Below are 15326 nucleotides of genomic sequence, written 5' to 3' on the forward strand. Positions count from 1 at the left end.
AGGGCATTCGCCCACACGCGCCTTTCGATGGCTCGCTCGCTTCGCTCGCTCACGGAATATCCTGGGGTCGTACAGAGGGGCATGGCCGGGGCGGGCCCGCCGGGGCCCGCCCGTATCGAGCCTACGATCCTGCCCCGTCAATCCCGCCCGCGCGAACGATCCGGTGAAATCTGCTCGCCGTCCCAGCGGGCCCGCCTCAGGTCGACCCGGGGCGGGTCGGCGAGTTCGCGCAGCGGGGTGCCCTCCTCGCTGTAGTGGGCGAGGGCGCGGTGCTCGTGCCCTGGCAGGAAGCGGCCGTCGGCGCGGATCACCCGCCACCAGGGCACCGAGCCGCCGTACAGTGCCATCACCCGGCCGACCTGTCGGGGGCCGCCCTGGCCGAGGTACTCGGCGACGTCGCCGTAGGTCATCACCCTGCCGGGTGGAATCCGCTCGGTCAGGTCGAGCACGAGTTCGGCGAAGGGCGGTAGGGCGTCCGGGAGGCCGTCGTCTGTTACGTCCGTCACCTGCGGCATTCTTCCTTACAGGGGCGCACGCGCGGCCCCGGGTGATCGATCCGCCGCGCCCGATCCGCCCCCTGTCCAGCACAGGGGGGCGGGGCATGCCACCATCTTCGGGGCGGTGAGTGGTGATACGAGGACAAGACCAGATGACCGGGACGGCTGACGTGGGCGTGGACAGGGACTCCGACGAGTCCGGATCCGCCGTGCCCCCGGCGCCCGGCGGCGAGTCCGACGGCGGGCCCGAGCACGGGCCGACGCCGAAAGTCTCCCTGATCAAGGACCCGACGATCAAGACCCCCACGCCCGAGAAGACGCCCGAGCCGGTCGAGCGGCCCCTCGTTCCGGTGCAGCCGGCCCAGCGGGGCGAGTACCACGACCCGCTGGACGACGCCCCGCACCTGGACGTCGACGAGCCGCTGCTCGCCGCCCGCGCGCACCGCCCGTCCGACCTGATCCGCTTCCTGGCCGGCGTCTTCGGGATAGTCGCCGTCTTCGTGCTGGCGGGCATCGCCACCTCGACCACCACCGGCATCGAGCAGGACATCGCCACCAACGCGCCGCACTTCTCCGCGGTGCTGTCCACCATCACCGGCCTGGTCTCCAGCGTCGCGGTGCTCGCCGTGCCGCTGGCGTTCGCCGTCGAGCGACTGATCAAGCGCGACGGCCTGCGGGTCGCCGACGGCGTGCTCGCCTCGGTGCTGGCGTACGGCGTCTCGCTGGGCATCGACTGGTGGGTGGCGGAGGGCGCCTCCGAGCACATCCGGGACGCGCTGACCCGGCTGCCGCTGGACAGCAACAACACCCTCACCGACCCGGTGCACGGCTACCTCGCCCCGGTGATCGCCTACATGACCGCTGTCGGCATGACGAGCAGACCGCGCTGGCGGGTGGCCCTGTGGGTGGTGGTGGTCTTCAGCGGGGTCACCGAGCTGCTCGGCGACTACACCACCCCGCTGTCGCTGCTGCTGACCGTGCTGATCGGCTGGTCCGTCGCGTACGGCACCCTGTACGCGATCGGCTCCCCCAACATCCGGCCCACCGGCCAGCACCTGATGATCGGCCTGCGCAAGGTCGGCTTCACCCCGGACGGCGCCCACCGCGCCCCGGACGCCCCCGGCGGCACCCGCCGCTACTACGTCACCCAGCAGGACGGTCCGCCGCTGGACGTCCACATCATCGACCGCGAGCAGCAGGCCTCCGGCTTCTTCTACCGGGCCTGGCGCCGGCTGCGGCTGCGCTCGGTGGCGGTGCGCCGCAGCCCCCAGTCGCTGCGCCAGGCGCTGGAGCAGGAGGCCCTGATCGCGTACGCGGCGGCCGCCTCGGGCGCCCGCGCGCCGCAGCTGGTCGCCACCTCCGAGCTGGGCCCGGACGCCGCGATCCTGGTGTACGAGAACGTCGAGGGCCGCACCCTGGACGAGCTGGCCGACGAGGAGGTCACCGACGAGGTGATGGCCTCGCTGTGGCAGTCGGTGGCCGCCCTGCACGAGCGCCGGATCGCCCACCGCCGGCTCACCGGGGAGTCGCTGCTGGTGGCGGTGGACGGGAAGACGGCCTGCCTGGTCAACCTGTCCGGCGGCGACATCGCCGCCACCGACCTGACGCTGCGCATCGACGTCGCCCAGCTGCTCACCACCTTCGCGCTGCGGATCGGCCCCGAGCGGGCCGTGGCCACCGCCAACGCGGTGCTCGGGGCCGAGCGGGTCGCCCAGGCGCTGCCGCTGCTCCAGCCGGTCGGGATGAGCCGCTCCACCCGGGTCGACCTCGCCAAGCTCACCAAGGAGCGCAAGGCCGCCGCCCGGGCCAGGGCGCTGGAGCAGGTCGCGGCCGGCGAGCGCACCCAGCAGCAGGCCGAGGAGGACATCGCGGCGGCCGGCGAGGACCTGCTCAGCCGCATCCGCGGCCAGATCCTGCAGATCGCCCCCGAGGCGCCGATGGAGCCGGCCAGGCTGGAGCGGCTGAAGCCGAAGAGCCTGATCATGGTGATCGCGCTCACCTTCGCCGCCTACCTGGCGCTGACCACCATCAAGCCGGCCCAGCTCAAGCTGTCCCAGATGAACTGGGTGTGGGCGGCGGCGGCCCTGCTCGCGGCCGCGTTCAGCTACATCGCCGCCGCGATGAGCCTGACCGGCTTCGTCCCCGAGCGGCTGCCGTTCCGGCGCACCGTCGCGGCCCAGCTGGCCGGTTCCTTCGTCAAGCTGGTCGCCCCCGCCGCGATCGGCGGCATCGCGCTCAACACCCGCTACCTGCAGAAGGCCGGCATCCGCCCCGGCCAGGCGGTCGCCTCGGTGGGCGCCTCCCAGCTGGCGGGCCTGGCCGGGCACCTGCTGCTGCTGTTCAGCTTCGGCCTGATCACCGGCAGCCAGACCAACGGCGACCTCTCCGCGTCCCGCGCGGTGATCATCGGGGTGCTGACCGCCGCCGTGCTCGCCCTGGTGGTGGCCGCCGTCGCGCCGCTGCGGCGCTTCGTGCTGGGCCGGCTGCGCTCGCTGTTCTTCGGCGTGGTGCCGCGGATGCTCGACCTGATGCAGACGCCCAGCAAGCTGTTCACCGGCTTCGGCGGCATCCTGCTGCTGACCCTCTCCTTCACCGCCTGCCTGGACTTCTCGGTGCAGGCCTTCGGCGGCGACGTCAGCTTCTCGGCCGTCGCGGTGGTCTTCCTGACCGCCAACGCGGCCGGCTCGGCGATCCCCACCCCGGGCGGCATCGGCCCCGTCGAGGTCGCGCTGATCGGCGCGCTGCTCGCCGCGGGCGTGCCCCCGGCGGTCGCCACCCCGGCGGTGTTCCTCTACCGGGCGCTCACCTTCTGGCTGCCGGTGCTGCCGGGCTGGATCGCCTACAACGTGCTGCAGCGCAAGCACGCGCTCTGACGGTACGGGAGAACGCACGGGAGGACGCACGAAGGGAGGGCCCGCCGGACGGCGGGCCCTCCCTTCGCGTCAGCCTCTCAGTAGACCGGCTTGTGCGGCTCGATCTGGTTCACCCAGCCGAGCACGCCGCCGCCCAGGTGGACGGCGTTGGCGAAGCCCGCGGCCTTCACCACGGCCAGCACCTCGGCCGAGCGCACACCCGACTTGCAGTGCAGCACGATCTTCCGGTCCTGCGGCAGCTTCTCCAGCGCGTCGCCCATCAGGAACTCGTTCTTTGGGATCAGCACCGCGCCGGGGATGTTGACGATCTCGTACTCGCCGGGCTCGCGGACGTCGATGAGGTAGATGTCCTCCTTGTCGTCCTGCCACTGCTTGAGCTGCTTCGAGGTGATGGTCGAACCGGCGGCGGCGGCCTGCGCCTCCTCCGACACGACGCCGCAGAAGGCCTCGTAGTCGATCAGCTCGGTGACCGTCGGGTTCTCACCGCAGACGGCGCAGTTCGGGTCCTTGCGGACCTTCACCTGGCGGTAGTTCATCTCCAGGGCGTCGTAGATCATCAGCCGGCCGACCAGCGGGTCGCCGATGCCGGCCAGCAGCTTGATCGCCTCGGTCACCTGGATCGAGCCGATGGACGCGCACAGCACGCCCAGCACGCCGCCCTCGGCGCAGGAGGGGACCATGCCCGGCGGCGGGGCCTCCGGGTACAGGCAGCGGTAGCAGGGGCCGTGCTCGGCCCAGAACACGCTGGCCTGGCCGTCGAAGCGGTAGATCGAGCCCCACACGTACGGCTTGCCGAGCAGCACCGCGGCGTCGTTCACCAGGTAGCGGGTGGCGAAGTTGTCGGTGCCGTCCACGATCAGGTCGTAGCCGGAGAAGATCTCCATCACGTTGGAGTTGTCGAGGCGCTCCTCGTGCAGGATCACGTCGACGTAGGGGTTGATCTCCTTGACCGAGTCCCGCGCCGACTCCGCCTTGGAGCGGCCGATGTCGGCCTGGCCGTGGATGATCTGGCGCTGCAGGTTCGACTCGTCGACCACGTCGAACTCGACGATGCCCAGCGTGCCGACACCGGCGGCGGCCAGGTACATCAGCGCGGGCGAGCCCAGGCCACCGGCGCCGACGCACAGCACCTTGGCGTTCTTCAGCCGCTTCTGCCCGGCCATCCCGACGTCCGGGATGATCAGGTGGCGGGAGTACCTGCGGACCTCGTCAACGGTGAGCTCGTCGGCCGGCTCGACCAGGGGTGGCAACGACACGGGGACTCCGATGGGTGTCTTGTTCAGGTGGCCCAGGGCCGCCTCGGACGGGTTGTTGCTCCGCCACTCAGGTGGCTCTCTAGGCCAACAGTGTCATGCCCCTCCGGTATTCCGAGACAGCCCGTCCGATGGGCGAGACGGGCGGCGCCGGATCGTGGAACCGGCCGACGGGCCCCACCGGGCGCCCCTGGCCCGTGATTCCGGGCCCGGGACACCCCGGAGCGAGCTCACACCCGGCAGGCCGTCTCCAGCCAGACGTCCCCCAGCGACTCCTCCAGCGGCACCTGTGTCCGCCAGCCGAGACGGTCCCGGGCGGTGCGCACGTCCGCCTGCCGCCACGGCACCGGCTCGCCCGGGGCGGGCCGGCCCTCCGGCCGCTGGCCCTCCGCCCGGTGCCCAGGCAGGTACTGCCCTGACGGGTGGTGATGGCCGGGCAGGTGGTCGCCGCTCGGCCCGCCGGCCTGCGCGGGCAGCAGGACCTGGCGGTTCTCCTCGACGATCGACCCCTCGAAGCCCGAGGCCCGCACCAGCAGCTGGGCCGCGTCCCGGGCCCGGACGGCGTGCCCGCTGCCGATGTTGATCACCCCGGTGGCGGCCGAGACCGCCGCCGCCTGGATCGCCCGCGCGACGTCCCGCACGTCCACGAAATCCCGGTATCCGGACAGGTCCGGCATCCGCACCTGGTTCTCGTCCCGCTCCAGCGCCCGCCGCAGGCCCTCGGCGAGCCGCCCGAACAGCGAGGCGGTCGGTGCCCCCGGGCCCACCACGTCGAACACCCGCAGCACCGCCGCGTCCAGCCCGGAGGCCAGCACCAGCTCCGTCCCGGCCAGCTTGGACACCCCGTACGGGCCGACCGGCCGCGGCTCGGCCTGCTCCGAGAGCGGCACCCCGCCGGGCACCGGTCCGTACTCGGCGGCCGAGCCGACGTGCACCAGCCGGGCGGGCTCCCGGCTGCGCCGGATCGCCTCGCAGACGGTCGCGACGGCCAGCGTGTTCGACCGGATCAGGGTGCGCGAGCTGCCGTAGGTGGCGCCCGCGCAGTTGATCACCACCTGCGGCGCGACCGCGTCCAGGAAGCGGGCCAGCGCGCCCGGGCTCCCGGTGGTCAGGTCGAAGCGGATGTCGGCCGAGTCGCGCCGGCCGAGCACCGTCACCTGCAACTCCTGGTCCATCAGCAGACGATCGGTCACCCGGCGGCCGATGAAGCCGTCGGCGCCCAGCAGCAGCACCCTCATCGGGGGCGTCCTTCCACGAAGCGAGGTCGGGGACGACCTGGCGGACTGAGAACTACGAACGAACAGCGTTTTTCGAGCGTCGAGGGTCGGGGCGGCGGAGGGTCACGTCGGCGGACGGTCGGGCGTCGGGGCGTCAGCGGTGGGCGCCGGCCCGGCCGAGCCGCGCCCAGGCGTACGCCAGCAGCACCGCCGCGACCGCGCCGCCGCCCAGCAGCACGGCGGCCGGCGCGCAGCGGCCCAGGGCGAGCGGCAGCGCCGCCACGGCGGGCCCGACCAGCGCGCCCAGTGCTGCGGCCGTCGTCCGGCCGCAGCGGGCCAGCAGCACGGGCAGCACCAGCAGCAGGCCCAGCACGCCCTGCGCCGCCCACTGCGCGGGGCCCGCCCGCTCGGCGGCCAGGTGCAGCAGCCCGCCGCCGTGGCCCGGCCCGGGGCGCGGCGCCACCACGGCGAGCACCGCCAGCGCGGCGTACGTCAGCACCGCGAGCACCGCCAGGTGCAGCGCGACCGCGACCGGCAGCACCGGCCGCATCCGGGCCCGGAACTCGGCCAGCGTGCGGGCCGCCCCCAGGTGGCCGCGGCCGACCCGCCGGTACCAGCGGGCCGCCCGCTCGGCCGAGCCCGCCGACACCGCCGCGGCCAGCACCAGCGCGACGGCCAGCGGCCGGTCCCCGCCCGGTACGGCCAGCGGGAGCAGCAACAGCGCGGCCAGGCCCAGCCCGTGGCCGAGCGCGGCGGGGCGCAGCCGGGAGGAGCCGGGGAACGGGAGCGGGGCCGGGGCGGGCCCCAGGGCGTCGGGGCGGGCCGGGGCGGTCGGCGGCGGGCCGGGCTCGGCCGGGGCGGGCTCGGCAGGGGCGGTCAGCGCGGGCAGCAGCACCAGCGGTACGGCGGCGGGCAGCAGCACCGGCCAGCGGGCGCCGAGCGCGGCCACGGCGGCGCAGGGCGGCGCGGCCAGTGCGGCGGCGGTCAGGGCGGCCCGGGCAGCGGCACCGCGCCGCCCGGGCCGGGGTGGGTCCGGCGCGGCGGGCGGGCGGCGGGGCACCCGGGCGTACAGCTCCTCGGCGAGCGAGAACAGGTCGGCGTGCCGGCAGCGGGCGGCGGCGTCCGGGCCGAGTCCGGCCTCCTCCAGCCCGGCGGCGATCTCCAGCGGGTCGACGGCGCGCTCGCACAGCTCCCGGTGCTCGGCCATCACCTCGCGCACCGGGTCGACGCTGCCCGCCGCCGCGCCGCCGGACATCAGACGGCCTCCGCGAGCGCTTCGGCGCGCCCCTGCCCGCCGGGGTCGTCGTCGCGCTCCCGTCGGGCGGCGGCGCAGGGCAGTGCGGCGAGGTGGGCACCGCGGGGGTGCCGGGCGGCGGGCTGCTCCGGGGTGCCGGGGTCCTCGCCGCCGCCGTCCGGGGCCCCGCCGTGGCCCGGGCGCGGGCCGTCGGTGAGCCAGTACTCGGCGGGGCGGGCGAACGGGCGCGGTGCCCGGCCGTCCTCGCCGCCGTCGCCGCCGGGGAAGGCCGGGTACTGGGAGACCAGTTCCAGGTAGATCTCCCGGAAGGCGCCGATCACCGGCTCGACGGCGAAGCGTTCCTGCGCCCGCAGCCGCCCGGCCAGCCCGAGCCGGGCCCGCCGCTCCGCGTCGCGCAGCAGCGTCAGGCAGGCCCCGGCCAGGGCGCGCGGGTCTCGGGCGGGCACCAGCAGCCCGGTCGGGCCGACCACCTCACGGGCCACCCCGACGTCGGTGGTCACCACGGCCCGGCCGCTCAGCATGGCGTCCGCGAGCAGTCCGGGGCCGCGCTGGGAGAGCGCCGTGAAGACGGCCACCGTGCCGTCCTCCCAGGCCCGGGCGAGGGAGCCGGGCCGTCCGGCGAAGTCCACCGCCCCGGTGATGCCCAGCCGCTCGGCGACCGCCGCGCAGTGCGCCCGGTAGCCGGGGGCCGCCTCCTCGCCGTGGATCACCAGGCGGGCCTCGGGCAGTTCGGCGCGGACCCGGGCGAAGGCGTGCAGCATCAGTTCGGGGTCGCGGCCCGGTTCCAGTGCGCCCGCCCACACCAGGGTGGGCCGCTCGGGCTCGGGCCCGGCCGCCGGGCGGTCCACGGCCGGGGTGCCCTCGTACACCACCCGGGTGCGCGCCGGGTCGGCCCCGCAGCGGCGCTGCCACTGCTGGTCGTGGGCGCTGCCCGGGGTGAGTATCGCGGCCTGCCGGTAGGTCTCCTCGGTGAGGGCCCGGAAGAAGGCCAGCAGCAGCGCCCGTACCGGCCATCGGTACGGCGCCTCGCGGTAGCCGAGGTACTGCTCGCGCAGGTGCAGGCCGTGCTCGGTGACGACGAACGGCACCCCGTGCAGGTGCCGGGCGACCAGGGCGGGCAGTGCGGCGGGGCCGCCGCCGACGACGTGGCACAGGTCGACCCCGCCCAGTCCCCCGGGTCCGGTGCCGTACCAGGGCGCGGACAGCGGCCGCAGGCACTGCTCCAGCAGGTCCGCGGCGACCAGGACGTCACACACCAGCGGCCGCCCGGCGGAGGCGTCCGCGCCGGGCAGCCGCCAGGTCCGTTCCAGGACCCGCCGGGCGTGCGCGGAGGCGAGGAAGGCGGGCAGCGTGCCGTCCTCCCCGGCCAGTGCCGCCAGCCGGTACAGCCCGGCGCCGAAGCCGGCCCGCTGCCCGGGCAGCACGAGCGCCCGCACCAGCTCCTCGTACGCTCCGGCGTATTGGCGTCTGCGCCGCGCGCCCGGCGCCCGGCCGCGCGGTCGGCGCCCCCACAGCGCGAGGTCGCGCGCCCCGCGCCAGGCGGGCGGGAGCCGCTCGGCGGCGCCCGGGACAGGCCCCGTGCGCTCGGGGCCGGTCAGCAGGTACAGCTCGAACCGGTGCTCCGGCAGGCCCTCGGCCAGCCGGTCGCACCAGGCTCCGGCACCACGCCGGGGATGCGGACGGGCACCCTCGGTGAGCAGGGCGACGCGCACGGAAGACCTCCTTCTGCCTCGGAGCGGGGCGGTGACGGCAGCCCTCGGTCAGGGCCGGCCGTCCCCTCGCACCCCTGGGACGCCCCTCGGGAAGGGGCCACGGGAGCCGCGGGGCCGTACGCCGGGACCCTTTCTCGGGCCGACCGCCGTGTGCTCCGGCGTCAGCGGCCCTCCCCCACACCTGTTCGGTCCGGCAGCAGAAAGGTAGGACCGGCCCGGGGCGATCCATCGGTCACATGCCTGGCTGCCACCTGAACGAGTGAACCGCCGTGACCTTGCCCCGAACCGGGCCGTTAGCGGGCGCTATACGCGGGCGTCGTCCGCGGGGCGCCCGGTGCGCCGTGGTCAGCGGCCGGCGTGCGCGATCAGCTCGCGGACGGCGCGGGCGACCGCGTCGGGGTGCTCCATCATCGCCACGTGCCCGGACTCCGGCAGCACCAGCAGCCGGGCGTCCGGGAAGGCCGCGCAGGCGCGGCGGGCCGAGCGGTAGGCGACCAGCTTGTCGCGCAGCCCGTACACCAGCAGCACCGGCGCCTGGACCTGCTCGGCCTGCCGCCACAGCGCCTGGTCGCCGCGCTCGGTGTACGCCGAGACGATGCCGCGGGCGGAGCCGATCAGCGCCTGCATCGCGTGCGGCACCTCCAGTCGGCGCCGGTACTCGGCCACCGCCTCGGCCCGGGCGGCCGGGCTCAGGGCGGCCGGGTCGCCGTATACCAGCCGCAGCAGGTCCTCGGTGGCGGCCTCGACGTCGCGCCGGCCCGCGGGCAGCCTGCGCAGCAGCGCGGGTACGCCGGGCAGGGCGAGCAGGCCGGTGGGCCAGGCGGAGCGCTGCGGGGGCAGTTCGGGCAGGGCGGGCGAGACCAGGGTGAGACTGCGGACCAGGTCGGGGCGCAGGGCGGCGAGCCGGACGGCGACGGCGCCGCCGAGCGAGTTGCCGAACAGGTGGACCGGTCCGCGCCCGGTCGCCTCCAGGTACCCGATGACGGCGCGGACGTGGCCGGAGACGCTGAGGTTGCCGTCGGTGGGCGGGGTGGAGCGGCCGAAGCCGGGCAGGTCGACGGCCTCGCCGTCGACGAGGCCGCCGAGGCGGTCCATGAGGGCGGTCCAGTTGGCGGCCGAGCCGCCGAGGCCGTGCACGAAGAGCCCGGGTTCGCGCCCGTCGGGGCCCGCTTCGTCGGCGGGGCGGTGCACCGCGAGCACCGCGCCGGGGACCTCGACCGTACGTACCTGCTGCTCAGTGCTGCTCATGGTGGACGATGGTATTGAGCCCCGGCCGGGGGCGGTGTGGGGCGGTCCGGCCGTTCCACCCCTCGTCACACCACTGCCGACGCCGAGGTCAGCGCCGTATTGTGGGCTCGTGACAAGGAGGCCGGGCAGCTTTTCTCGCCTTCGCCGAACGCGGGCGCGGTTACCGAAAAGTAGAATCGGCCCTCTTGCCAGCCCCGAACAACCCGAAGTGAGGAGCGCCGTGACGGCCATCCAGGAGGCGCAGGAGCGCCCGCGCGGTGCCCGCCTGCCGCGAAGCGCCCGCCGTGAACAACTGCTCGGTGCCGCCCAGGAGGTGTTCGTCGCGCAGGGCTACCACGCGGCCGCCATGGACGACATCGCCGACCGCGCCGGGGTCAGCAAGCCGGTGCTCTACCAGCACTTCCCCGGGAAGCTGGAGCTGTACCTGGCGCTGCTGGACAAGCACTGCGACGCCCTGGTCGAGTCGACCCGCGAGGCACTCGGGACGACCACCGACAACAAGCTACGGGTGGCCGCGACGATGGAGGCGTACTTCAACTACGTCTCCAGCGAGTCGGGCGCGTTCCGGCTGGTCTTCGAGTCGGACCTGACCAACGAGCCGGCCGTGCGCGAGCGGGTCGAGCGGGCCTCCGAGGCGAGCGCGACGCTGGTCAGCCAGGTGATCCAGGAGGACACCGACCTGCCGGAGTCGGAGTCCAAGCTGCTGGCCGCCGGGGTCTGCGGCCTGGCCCAGATCACCGCCCGCTACTGGCTCTCGCAGGGTCTGGAGATCCCGCGCGACGAGGCGGTCCGGCTGGTCGCCAGCCTGGCCTGGCGCGGGCTGAAGGGCTTCCCGATGCACCCGGGCGATCAGGCCGGGGAGGGCTCCGCTCAGCGGTGACTATCCGCTGACCTTCGCCTGGGCGGTGATCGGGTGCTCTATGGTGAAGCCGTACGGCGCGGTCGCCGCGAACGCCTGTTCCGGGCGGTCCGGTGCCGCGCGTGGAGGCTGCAACCCCGGAGGGACGGAAGCCGTGGAGGTCAAGATCGGCGTGCAGAACGCGCCGCGCGAGATCGTGATCGAGAGCTCGCAGACTGCCGATGAGGTCGAGAGCGCGGTCGCGAAGGCGCTGGAGGGCTCCACCAAGCTCTTCTCGCTGACCGACGAGCACGGCCGCCGCGTCATCGTCCCGGCCGAGCGCCTGGCGTACGTGGAGATCGGCGAGCAGGCCGCCCGCAAGGTCGGCTTCGGCACCCTCTGAGGCGCCGTCCGAAGCTCGTTCCCGGTGCCCCGTTCCCCTCAGGGAGCGGGGCACCGGCGCGTGTACGGAGGGGTGGGGCCGGGTACGCCGACTGGTGCGGCACCGCTGCCGCACGCCCGTCCCGGGGAGGCTGCCTTGCTGGTCGAGTCGATCGCCTTCGCCCTCGTCGGCCTGGTCGCGGGCGCGGCCGCGCTGCTGGGCCTGCCCGGGTACTTCCGGGCGTCCCGTCCGCTGGTCGCCGGCACGGCGCCGGCGGCGGCGCTGCTCGGCGGGGTGGTCGCGCACTTCTGCCTGGACGGGCGCTACCCGGTGGTCGCGGTGGCCTTCTCGGCGCTGGCCGCGGGGGTGCTCACCTCGCTGCTGGCCCGGCCGGACCTGGCCGCCGGCCGGGCACCGGCGCACCGGCACCACCCGCACCGGTCCGGTGCCCACCGCACGCCGCGGCGGCACCGGCCGGCCTGACGCCGCTCAGGAGGCGAGGCCGAGCGCGGCCATCCGCCTGGTGTGCGCCTCGGTGATCCGGTTGAACATCTTGCCGACCTCGACCAGGTCGAAGCCCTGCACATGGACGCCGCCGACCAGCAGGTTGGACAGCGCGTCCCGCTCGGCGACCACCCGCTGGGCCTGGCTGAGCGCCTCGCCCATCAGCCGCCGGCCCCACAGGGCGAGCCGTCCGCCGGCCCGCGGGTCGGCCTCGATGGCCTGGCGGACCTTGTCGACGGCGAACTGGGCGTGGCCGGTGTCGGACATGACGCCGAGGACCAGCTCGCGGGTGTCGTCGTCCAGCCGGACGGCCACCTCGCGGTAGAAGTCGGTCGCGATGGCGTCGCCGACGTAGGCCTTGACCAGGCCCTCCAGCCAGTCCGAGGGCGCGGTCATCCGGTGGAACAGCTCCAGCGGCTCGACGAAGGGGCGCATGGCCTCCTGCGGGTCGGCACCGATCTCGGCGAGCCGGTCGTGCAGCCGCTGGTAGTGCTGGAACTCGGAGGAGGCCATCCGGGCCAGAGCCGCCTTGTCGGCGAGGTCGGGTGCCAGCTTGGCGTCCTCGGCGAGCCGCTCGAAGGCGCTCAGCTCGCCGTACGCGAGCGCGCCGAGCAGGTCCAGCACCGCCGCGCGGTAGGCCGGCTCGGCCGAGCACGTGGCCCAGTCGCCGATCGAGCCGGCCGCGCCGTCCTGCGTCTCACCATGGGTCTCCATGACCCGCCACCTTAGTCCCGCTCCGGCGCCCGCCCCACCACCCGGCGCTACCGGGTGACCGCCCGGAGTGCCCGGTCACGGGCCGGTCCCCCGGGGCAATGTCAGACGCGTCACGTGTTCGAGTCGTCGCCTGACTGTATGGTGGTACGGAGCCCCGTCGTGCTCGCACGGTGTCACCGCCGTCTCGGTGGCCCGCGCAAGCCCGCTCCGTAGCGGCACCGTCCCCTCGGACGTGTCCGCACCGGAGGCACGGGTACTCACGTACGCGGATGCCCGGTCGGAGAGCCGATCGGCTCCGACCATGGCTTGGACTTCAAGCCTTGGCACCGCATCAGTGGCCGAGCGAGGGCCGCCGAGACCACGCCCCCTGGCGGAGGTCCCGCGCAGGTCCCTCACGGGAACCCTCCCCGACGCCGCCGGCGACGCGCCCCGCACCGGGCCGCGCGCACCGGCCGGCCGCAGGGACCGGCGCGGTTGTGCGTCCGCGCAGCTGTAATCAGGGCCGCCCAGGCCCGTACGCAGCCGCGCGGCTGCCCGCCCGCCGCTCGCTCTCGGCCCCTCCGAAAACGGAAGAGGCAGCACCCTGTCCACCACCGCTGAACCCATCAAGACGACGTTCCGGGACCTGGGGATCCTCCCGGAGACCGCCGAGGCACTCGAGTCCGTCGGCATCGTCCATCCCTTCCCGATCCAGGAGATGACCCTCCCGGTCGCGCTGACCGGCCACGACGTCATCGGCCAGGCCAAGACCGGCACCGGCAAGACCCTCGGCTTCGGCCTCCCGCTGATCGAGCGGGTCGTCGTGCGCGCCGACGTTGACGCCGACCGGGCCACCGAGGAGCAGCTCTCCGAATTCCCGCAGGCGCTGATCGTCGTCCCGACGCGTGAGCTCTGCACCCAGGTCACCAACGACCTGCAGACCGCCGGCAAGGTCCGCGACGTGCGGGTCCTGGCCGTCTACGGCGGCCGGGCGTACGAGCCGCAGGTCGAGGCGCTCGCCAAGGGCGTCGACATCGTGGTCGGCACCCCCGGCCGACTGCTGGACCTGGCCGGGCAGAGGAAGCTCAACCTGTCCAAGGTCCGCGCGCTGGTCCTGGACGAGGCCGACGAGATGCTCGACCTCGGCTTCCTGCCGGACGTCGAGAAGATCATCACCATGCTGCCGGCCAAGCGGCAGACGCTGCTGTTCTCGGCCACCATGCCGGGCCAGGTGATCAGCCTCGCCCGCCGGTACATGAGCCAGCCGACCCACATCCGGGCCACCGCCCCGGACGACACCGGCTCGACCGTCGCCAACATCGAGCAGCACATCTTCCGTGCGCACTCGCTGGACAAGGTCGAGACGGTCTCGCGCATCCTCCAGGCCGACGGCCGCGGGCTGGCGATGATCTTCTGCCGCACCAAGCGCACCGCGGCCGACGTCTCCGACCAGCTGACCCAGCGCGGCTTCGCGGCCGGCGCGGTCCACGGCGACCTCGGCCAGGGCGCCCGCGAGCAGGCCCTGCGGGCCTTCCGCAACGGCAAGGTCGACGTGCTGGTCTGCACCGACGTCGCGGCCCGCGGCATCGACGTCGAGGGCGTCACCCACGTCATCAACTACCAGTGCCCCGAGGACGAGAAGACCTACCTGCACCGGATCGGCCGCACCGGCCGGGCCGGCGCCTCCGGTACGGCCGTCACCCTGGTCGACTGGGACGACATCCCGCGCTGGCAGCTGATCAACAAGGCGCTGGACCTGCCGTTCAACGAGCCGGAGGAGACCTACTCCACCTCGCCGCACCTGTACGAGCTGCTGAAGATCGCGCCGGGCACCAAGGGGGTGCTGCCGCGCTCGGAGCGCACCCGGGCCGGGCTCGGCGCGGAGGAGATCGAGGACCTCGGCGAGACCGGCGGACGCGGTTCCCGCCCCGGCCGCGGCGGGCGGAGCGGCCCGGGCCGCGCCGCCGTCGAGACCCCGGCGGAGGAGAAGCCGCGCCGCACCCGTGAGCGCCGCCGCACCCGCCGCGGCTCGGAGGTCGGCGCCGAGGGCGAGGCCGCCGCTGCCGCTCCGGTGACCGAGAGGGCCCCGGCCGTCGAGGGCGCCGAGGGCGAGGCCGCGCCGCGCCGTCGCCGCCGCCGTTCGCGCGGTGGCGCCGCCGTGGCCGAGGCCGCCGTGGCGGCGACCGGGGCCGTGGTCGAGGCGGCTCCGGCCGTCGAGACCGTCGCCGAGCCGGTCGTCGAGCCGGTCGTCGAGGAGAAGCCGCGCCGCACCCGGACCCGCAAGCCGAAGGCGGAGGCCGTCGAGGCCGTCGTCGAGGCCGTCGTCGAGGCCCCGGTCGAGGCCGCCCCGGCCGAGAAGCCGGCGACCCGCACCCGGGCCCGCAAGCCCAAGGCCGAGGCCGTCGAGGCGGCGACCGAGGCCCCGGTCGAGGAGAAGCCCGCCCCCCGGACCCGCACCCGCAAGCCGAAGGCCGAGGCCGTCGAGGCCGTCGTCGGGGCGCCGGTCGAGGCCGCCGCCGAGGCGCCGGGCGAGAAGCCCGCGGCCCGTACCCGGACCCGCAAGCCCAAGGCCGTCGCGGAGACCGCCCCGCAGGCCCCGGTCACCGAGACCCCCGCCGAGGTGCCGGCCCCGCGCAAGCGCACCCGCACCCGCAAGGCCGCGGCCACCCCGGAGAGCTGACACCTCCCACCCCGAGGGGGCGGGCGGAGCCGTAACGGCCCCGCCCGCCCCCTCGGGCATTCCCACCCACCACCGCGGGGCGACAACCCGCGGCGCGCCGTCGGCGTCCGGGCTGGTGGGAGTGGGTGTCACGACCCCCTAAGCTCGGAGGGTCGGCCTGTCGCGGGAGGGAAG

At 75.0% G+C, this 15326-nt stretch carries 12 protein-coding genes; 5 read left to right on the top strand and 7 right to left on the bottom strand.

The window, feature by feature from the left end:
• Window positions 1–137: 137 nt before the first annotated feature.
• Window positions 138–515: an MGMT family protein gene (locus ACZ3UD_RS22510; protein WP_465590381.1), complete on the bottom strand. Its 378-nt coding sequence runs from the start codon at window positions 513–515 to the stop codon at window positions 138–140.
• A gap of 134 nt (window positions 516–649) precedes the next feature.
• Here ACZ3UD_RS22510 and ACZ3UD_RS22515 point away from each other — a divergent pair, with 134 nt between their 5' ends.
• A complete protein-coding gene (locus ACZ3UD_RS22515; RefSeq protein WP_465590384.1) occupies window positions 650–3370 on the top strand; it encodes a flippase-like domain-containing protein in 2721 nt (906 codons plus the stop codon).
• A gap of 77 nt (window positions 3371–3447) precedes the next feature.
• On the opposite strand, the gene moeZ is transcribed toward ACZ3UD_RS22515, so the two are convergent.
• The 5 genes from moeZ to ACZ3UD_RS22540 form a co-directional block, all read right to left on the bottom strand.
• Window positions 3448–4626, bottom strand: a complete 1179-nt coding sequence (gene moeZ / locus ACZ3UD_RS22520) for an adenylyltransferase/sulfurtransferase MoeZ (RefSeq protein WP_465590387.1) — start codon at window positions 4624–4626, stop codon at window positions 3448–3450.
• Between the two features lie 227 nt (window positions 4627–4853).
• Window positions 4854–5861, bottom strand: a complete 1008-nt coding sequence (locus ACZ3UD_RS22525; protein ID WP_465590389.1) for an NAD-dependent epimerase/dehydratase family protein — start codon at window positions 5859–5861, stop codon at window positions 4854–4856.
• Window positions 5862–5994: 133 nt separating this feature from the next.
• A complete protein-coding gene (locus ACZ3UD_RS22530) occupies window positions 5995–7095 on the bottom strand; it encodes a hypothetical protein (protein ID WP_465590392.1) in 1101 nt (366 codons plus the stop codon).
• On the bottom strand, window positions 7095–8807 hold the full coding sequence (locus ACZ3UD_RS22535; protein ID WP_465590395.1) for a DUF3492 domain-containing protein: 1713 nt from the start codon (window positions 8805–8807) through the stop codon (window positions 7095–7097). Before ACZ3UD_RS22535 ends, ACZ3UD_RS22530 begins: the two co-directional genes overlap by 1 nt.
• A gap of 345 nt (window positions 8808–9152) precedes the next feature.
• Entirely contained in the window at window positions 9153–10055 is a 903-nt protein-coding gene (locus ACZ3UD_RS22540) for an alpha/beta fold hydrolase (RefSeq protein ID WP_465590398.1), read from the bottom strand.
• Window positions 10056–10275: 220 nt separating this feature from the next.
• Between ACZ3UD_RS22540 and ACZ3UD_RS22545 the strand changes: the two genes are divergently transcribed.
• From ACZ3UD_RS22545 to ACZ3UD_RS22555, 3 genes are all read left to right on the top strand, one after another.
• On the top strand, window positions 10276–10935 hold the full coding sequence (locus tag ACZ3UD_RS22545; RefSeq protein WP_380615582.1) for a TetR/AcrR family transcriptional regulator: 660 nt from the start codon (window positions 10276–10278) through the stop codon (window positions 10933–10935).
• A gap of 133 nt (window positions 10936–11068) precedes the next feature.
• A complete protein-coding gene (locus ACZ3UD_RS22550; protein WP_270144341.1) occupies window positions 11069–11296 on the top strand; it encodes a DUF3107 domain-containing protein in 228 nt (75 codons plus the stop codon).
• Between the two features lie 135 nt (window positions 11297–11431).
• Window positions 11432–11758 carry a hypothetical protein gene (locus tag ACZ3UD_RS22555; protein WP_465590402.1) on the top strand — a complete coding sequence of 109 codons (327 nt, stop codon included), beginning with the start codon at window positions 11432–11434 and terminating at the stop codon, window positions 11756–11758.
• Between the two features lie 6 nt (window positions 11759–11764).
• Here ACZ3UD_RS22555 and ACZ3UD_RS22560 read toward each other — a convergent pair whose 3' ends face one another.
• A complete protein-coding gene (locus ACZ3UD_RS22560) occupies window positions 11765–12493 on the bottom strand; it encodes a ferritin-like fold-containing protein (protein WP_465590405.1) in 729 nt (242 codons plus the stop codon).
• Window positions 12494–13190: 697 nt separating this feature from the next.
• On the opposite strand from ACZ3UD_RS22560, the gene ACZ3UD_RS22565 reads away from it, so the two are divergent.
• Window positions 13191–15152, top strand: a complete 1962-nt coding sequence (locus ACZ3UD_RS22565) for a DEAD/DEAH box helicase (protein WP_465590408.1) — start codon at window positions 13191–13193, stop codon at window positions 15150–15152.
• Window positions 15153–15326 lie beyond the last annotated feature (174 nt).

The organism is Kitasatospora sp. NPDC023118 (assembly GCF_055560875.1).

Bases quoted from the DNA above. Each gene is read 5' to 3' on its own strand.
- ACZ3UD_RS22510 (WP_465590381.1), bottom strand. From the start codon at position 515: ATGCCGCAGGTGACGGACGTAACAGACGACGGCCTCCCGGACGCCCTA.
- ACZ3UD_RS22515 (WP_465590384.1), top strand. From the start codon at position 650: ATGACCGGGACGGCTGACGTGGGCGTGGACAGGGACTCCGACGAGTCC.
- ACZ3UD_RS22525 (WP_465590389.1), bottom strand. From the start codon at position 5,861: ATGAGGGTGCTGCTGCTGGGCGCCGACGGCTTCATCGGCCGCCGGGTG.
- ACZ3UD_RS22530 (WP_465590392.1), bottom strand. From the start codon at position 7,095: ATGTCCGGCGGCGCGGCGGCGGGCAGCGTCGACCCGGTGCGCGAGGTG.
- ACZ3UD_RS22540 (WP_465590398.1), bottom strand. From the start codon at position 10,055: ATGAGCAGCACTGAGCAGCAGGTACGTACGGTCGAGGTCCCCGGCGCG.
- ACZ3UD_RS22560 (WP_465590405.1), bottom strand. From the start codon at position 12,493: ATGGAGACCCATGGTGAGACGCAGGACGGCGCGGCCGGCTCGATCGGC.
- ACZ3UD_RS22565 (WP_465590408.1), top strand. From the start codon at position 13,191: ATGACCCTCCCGGTCGCGCTGACCGGCCACGACGTCATCGGCCAGGCC.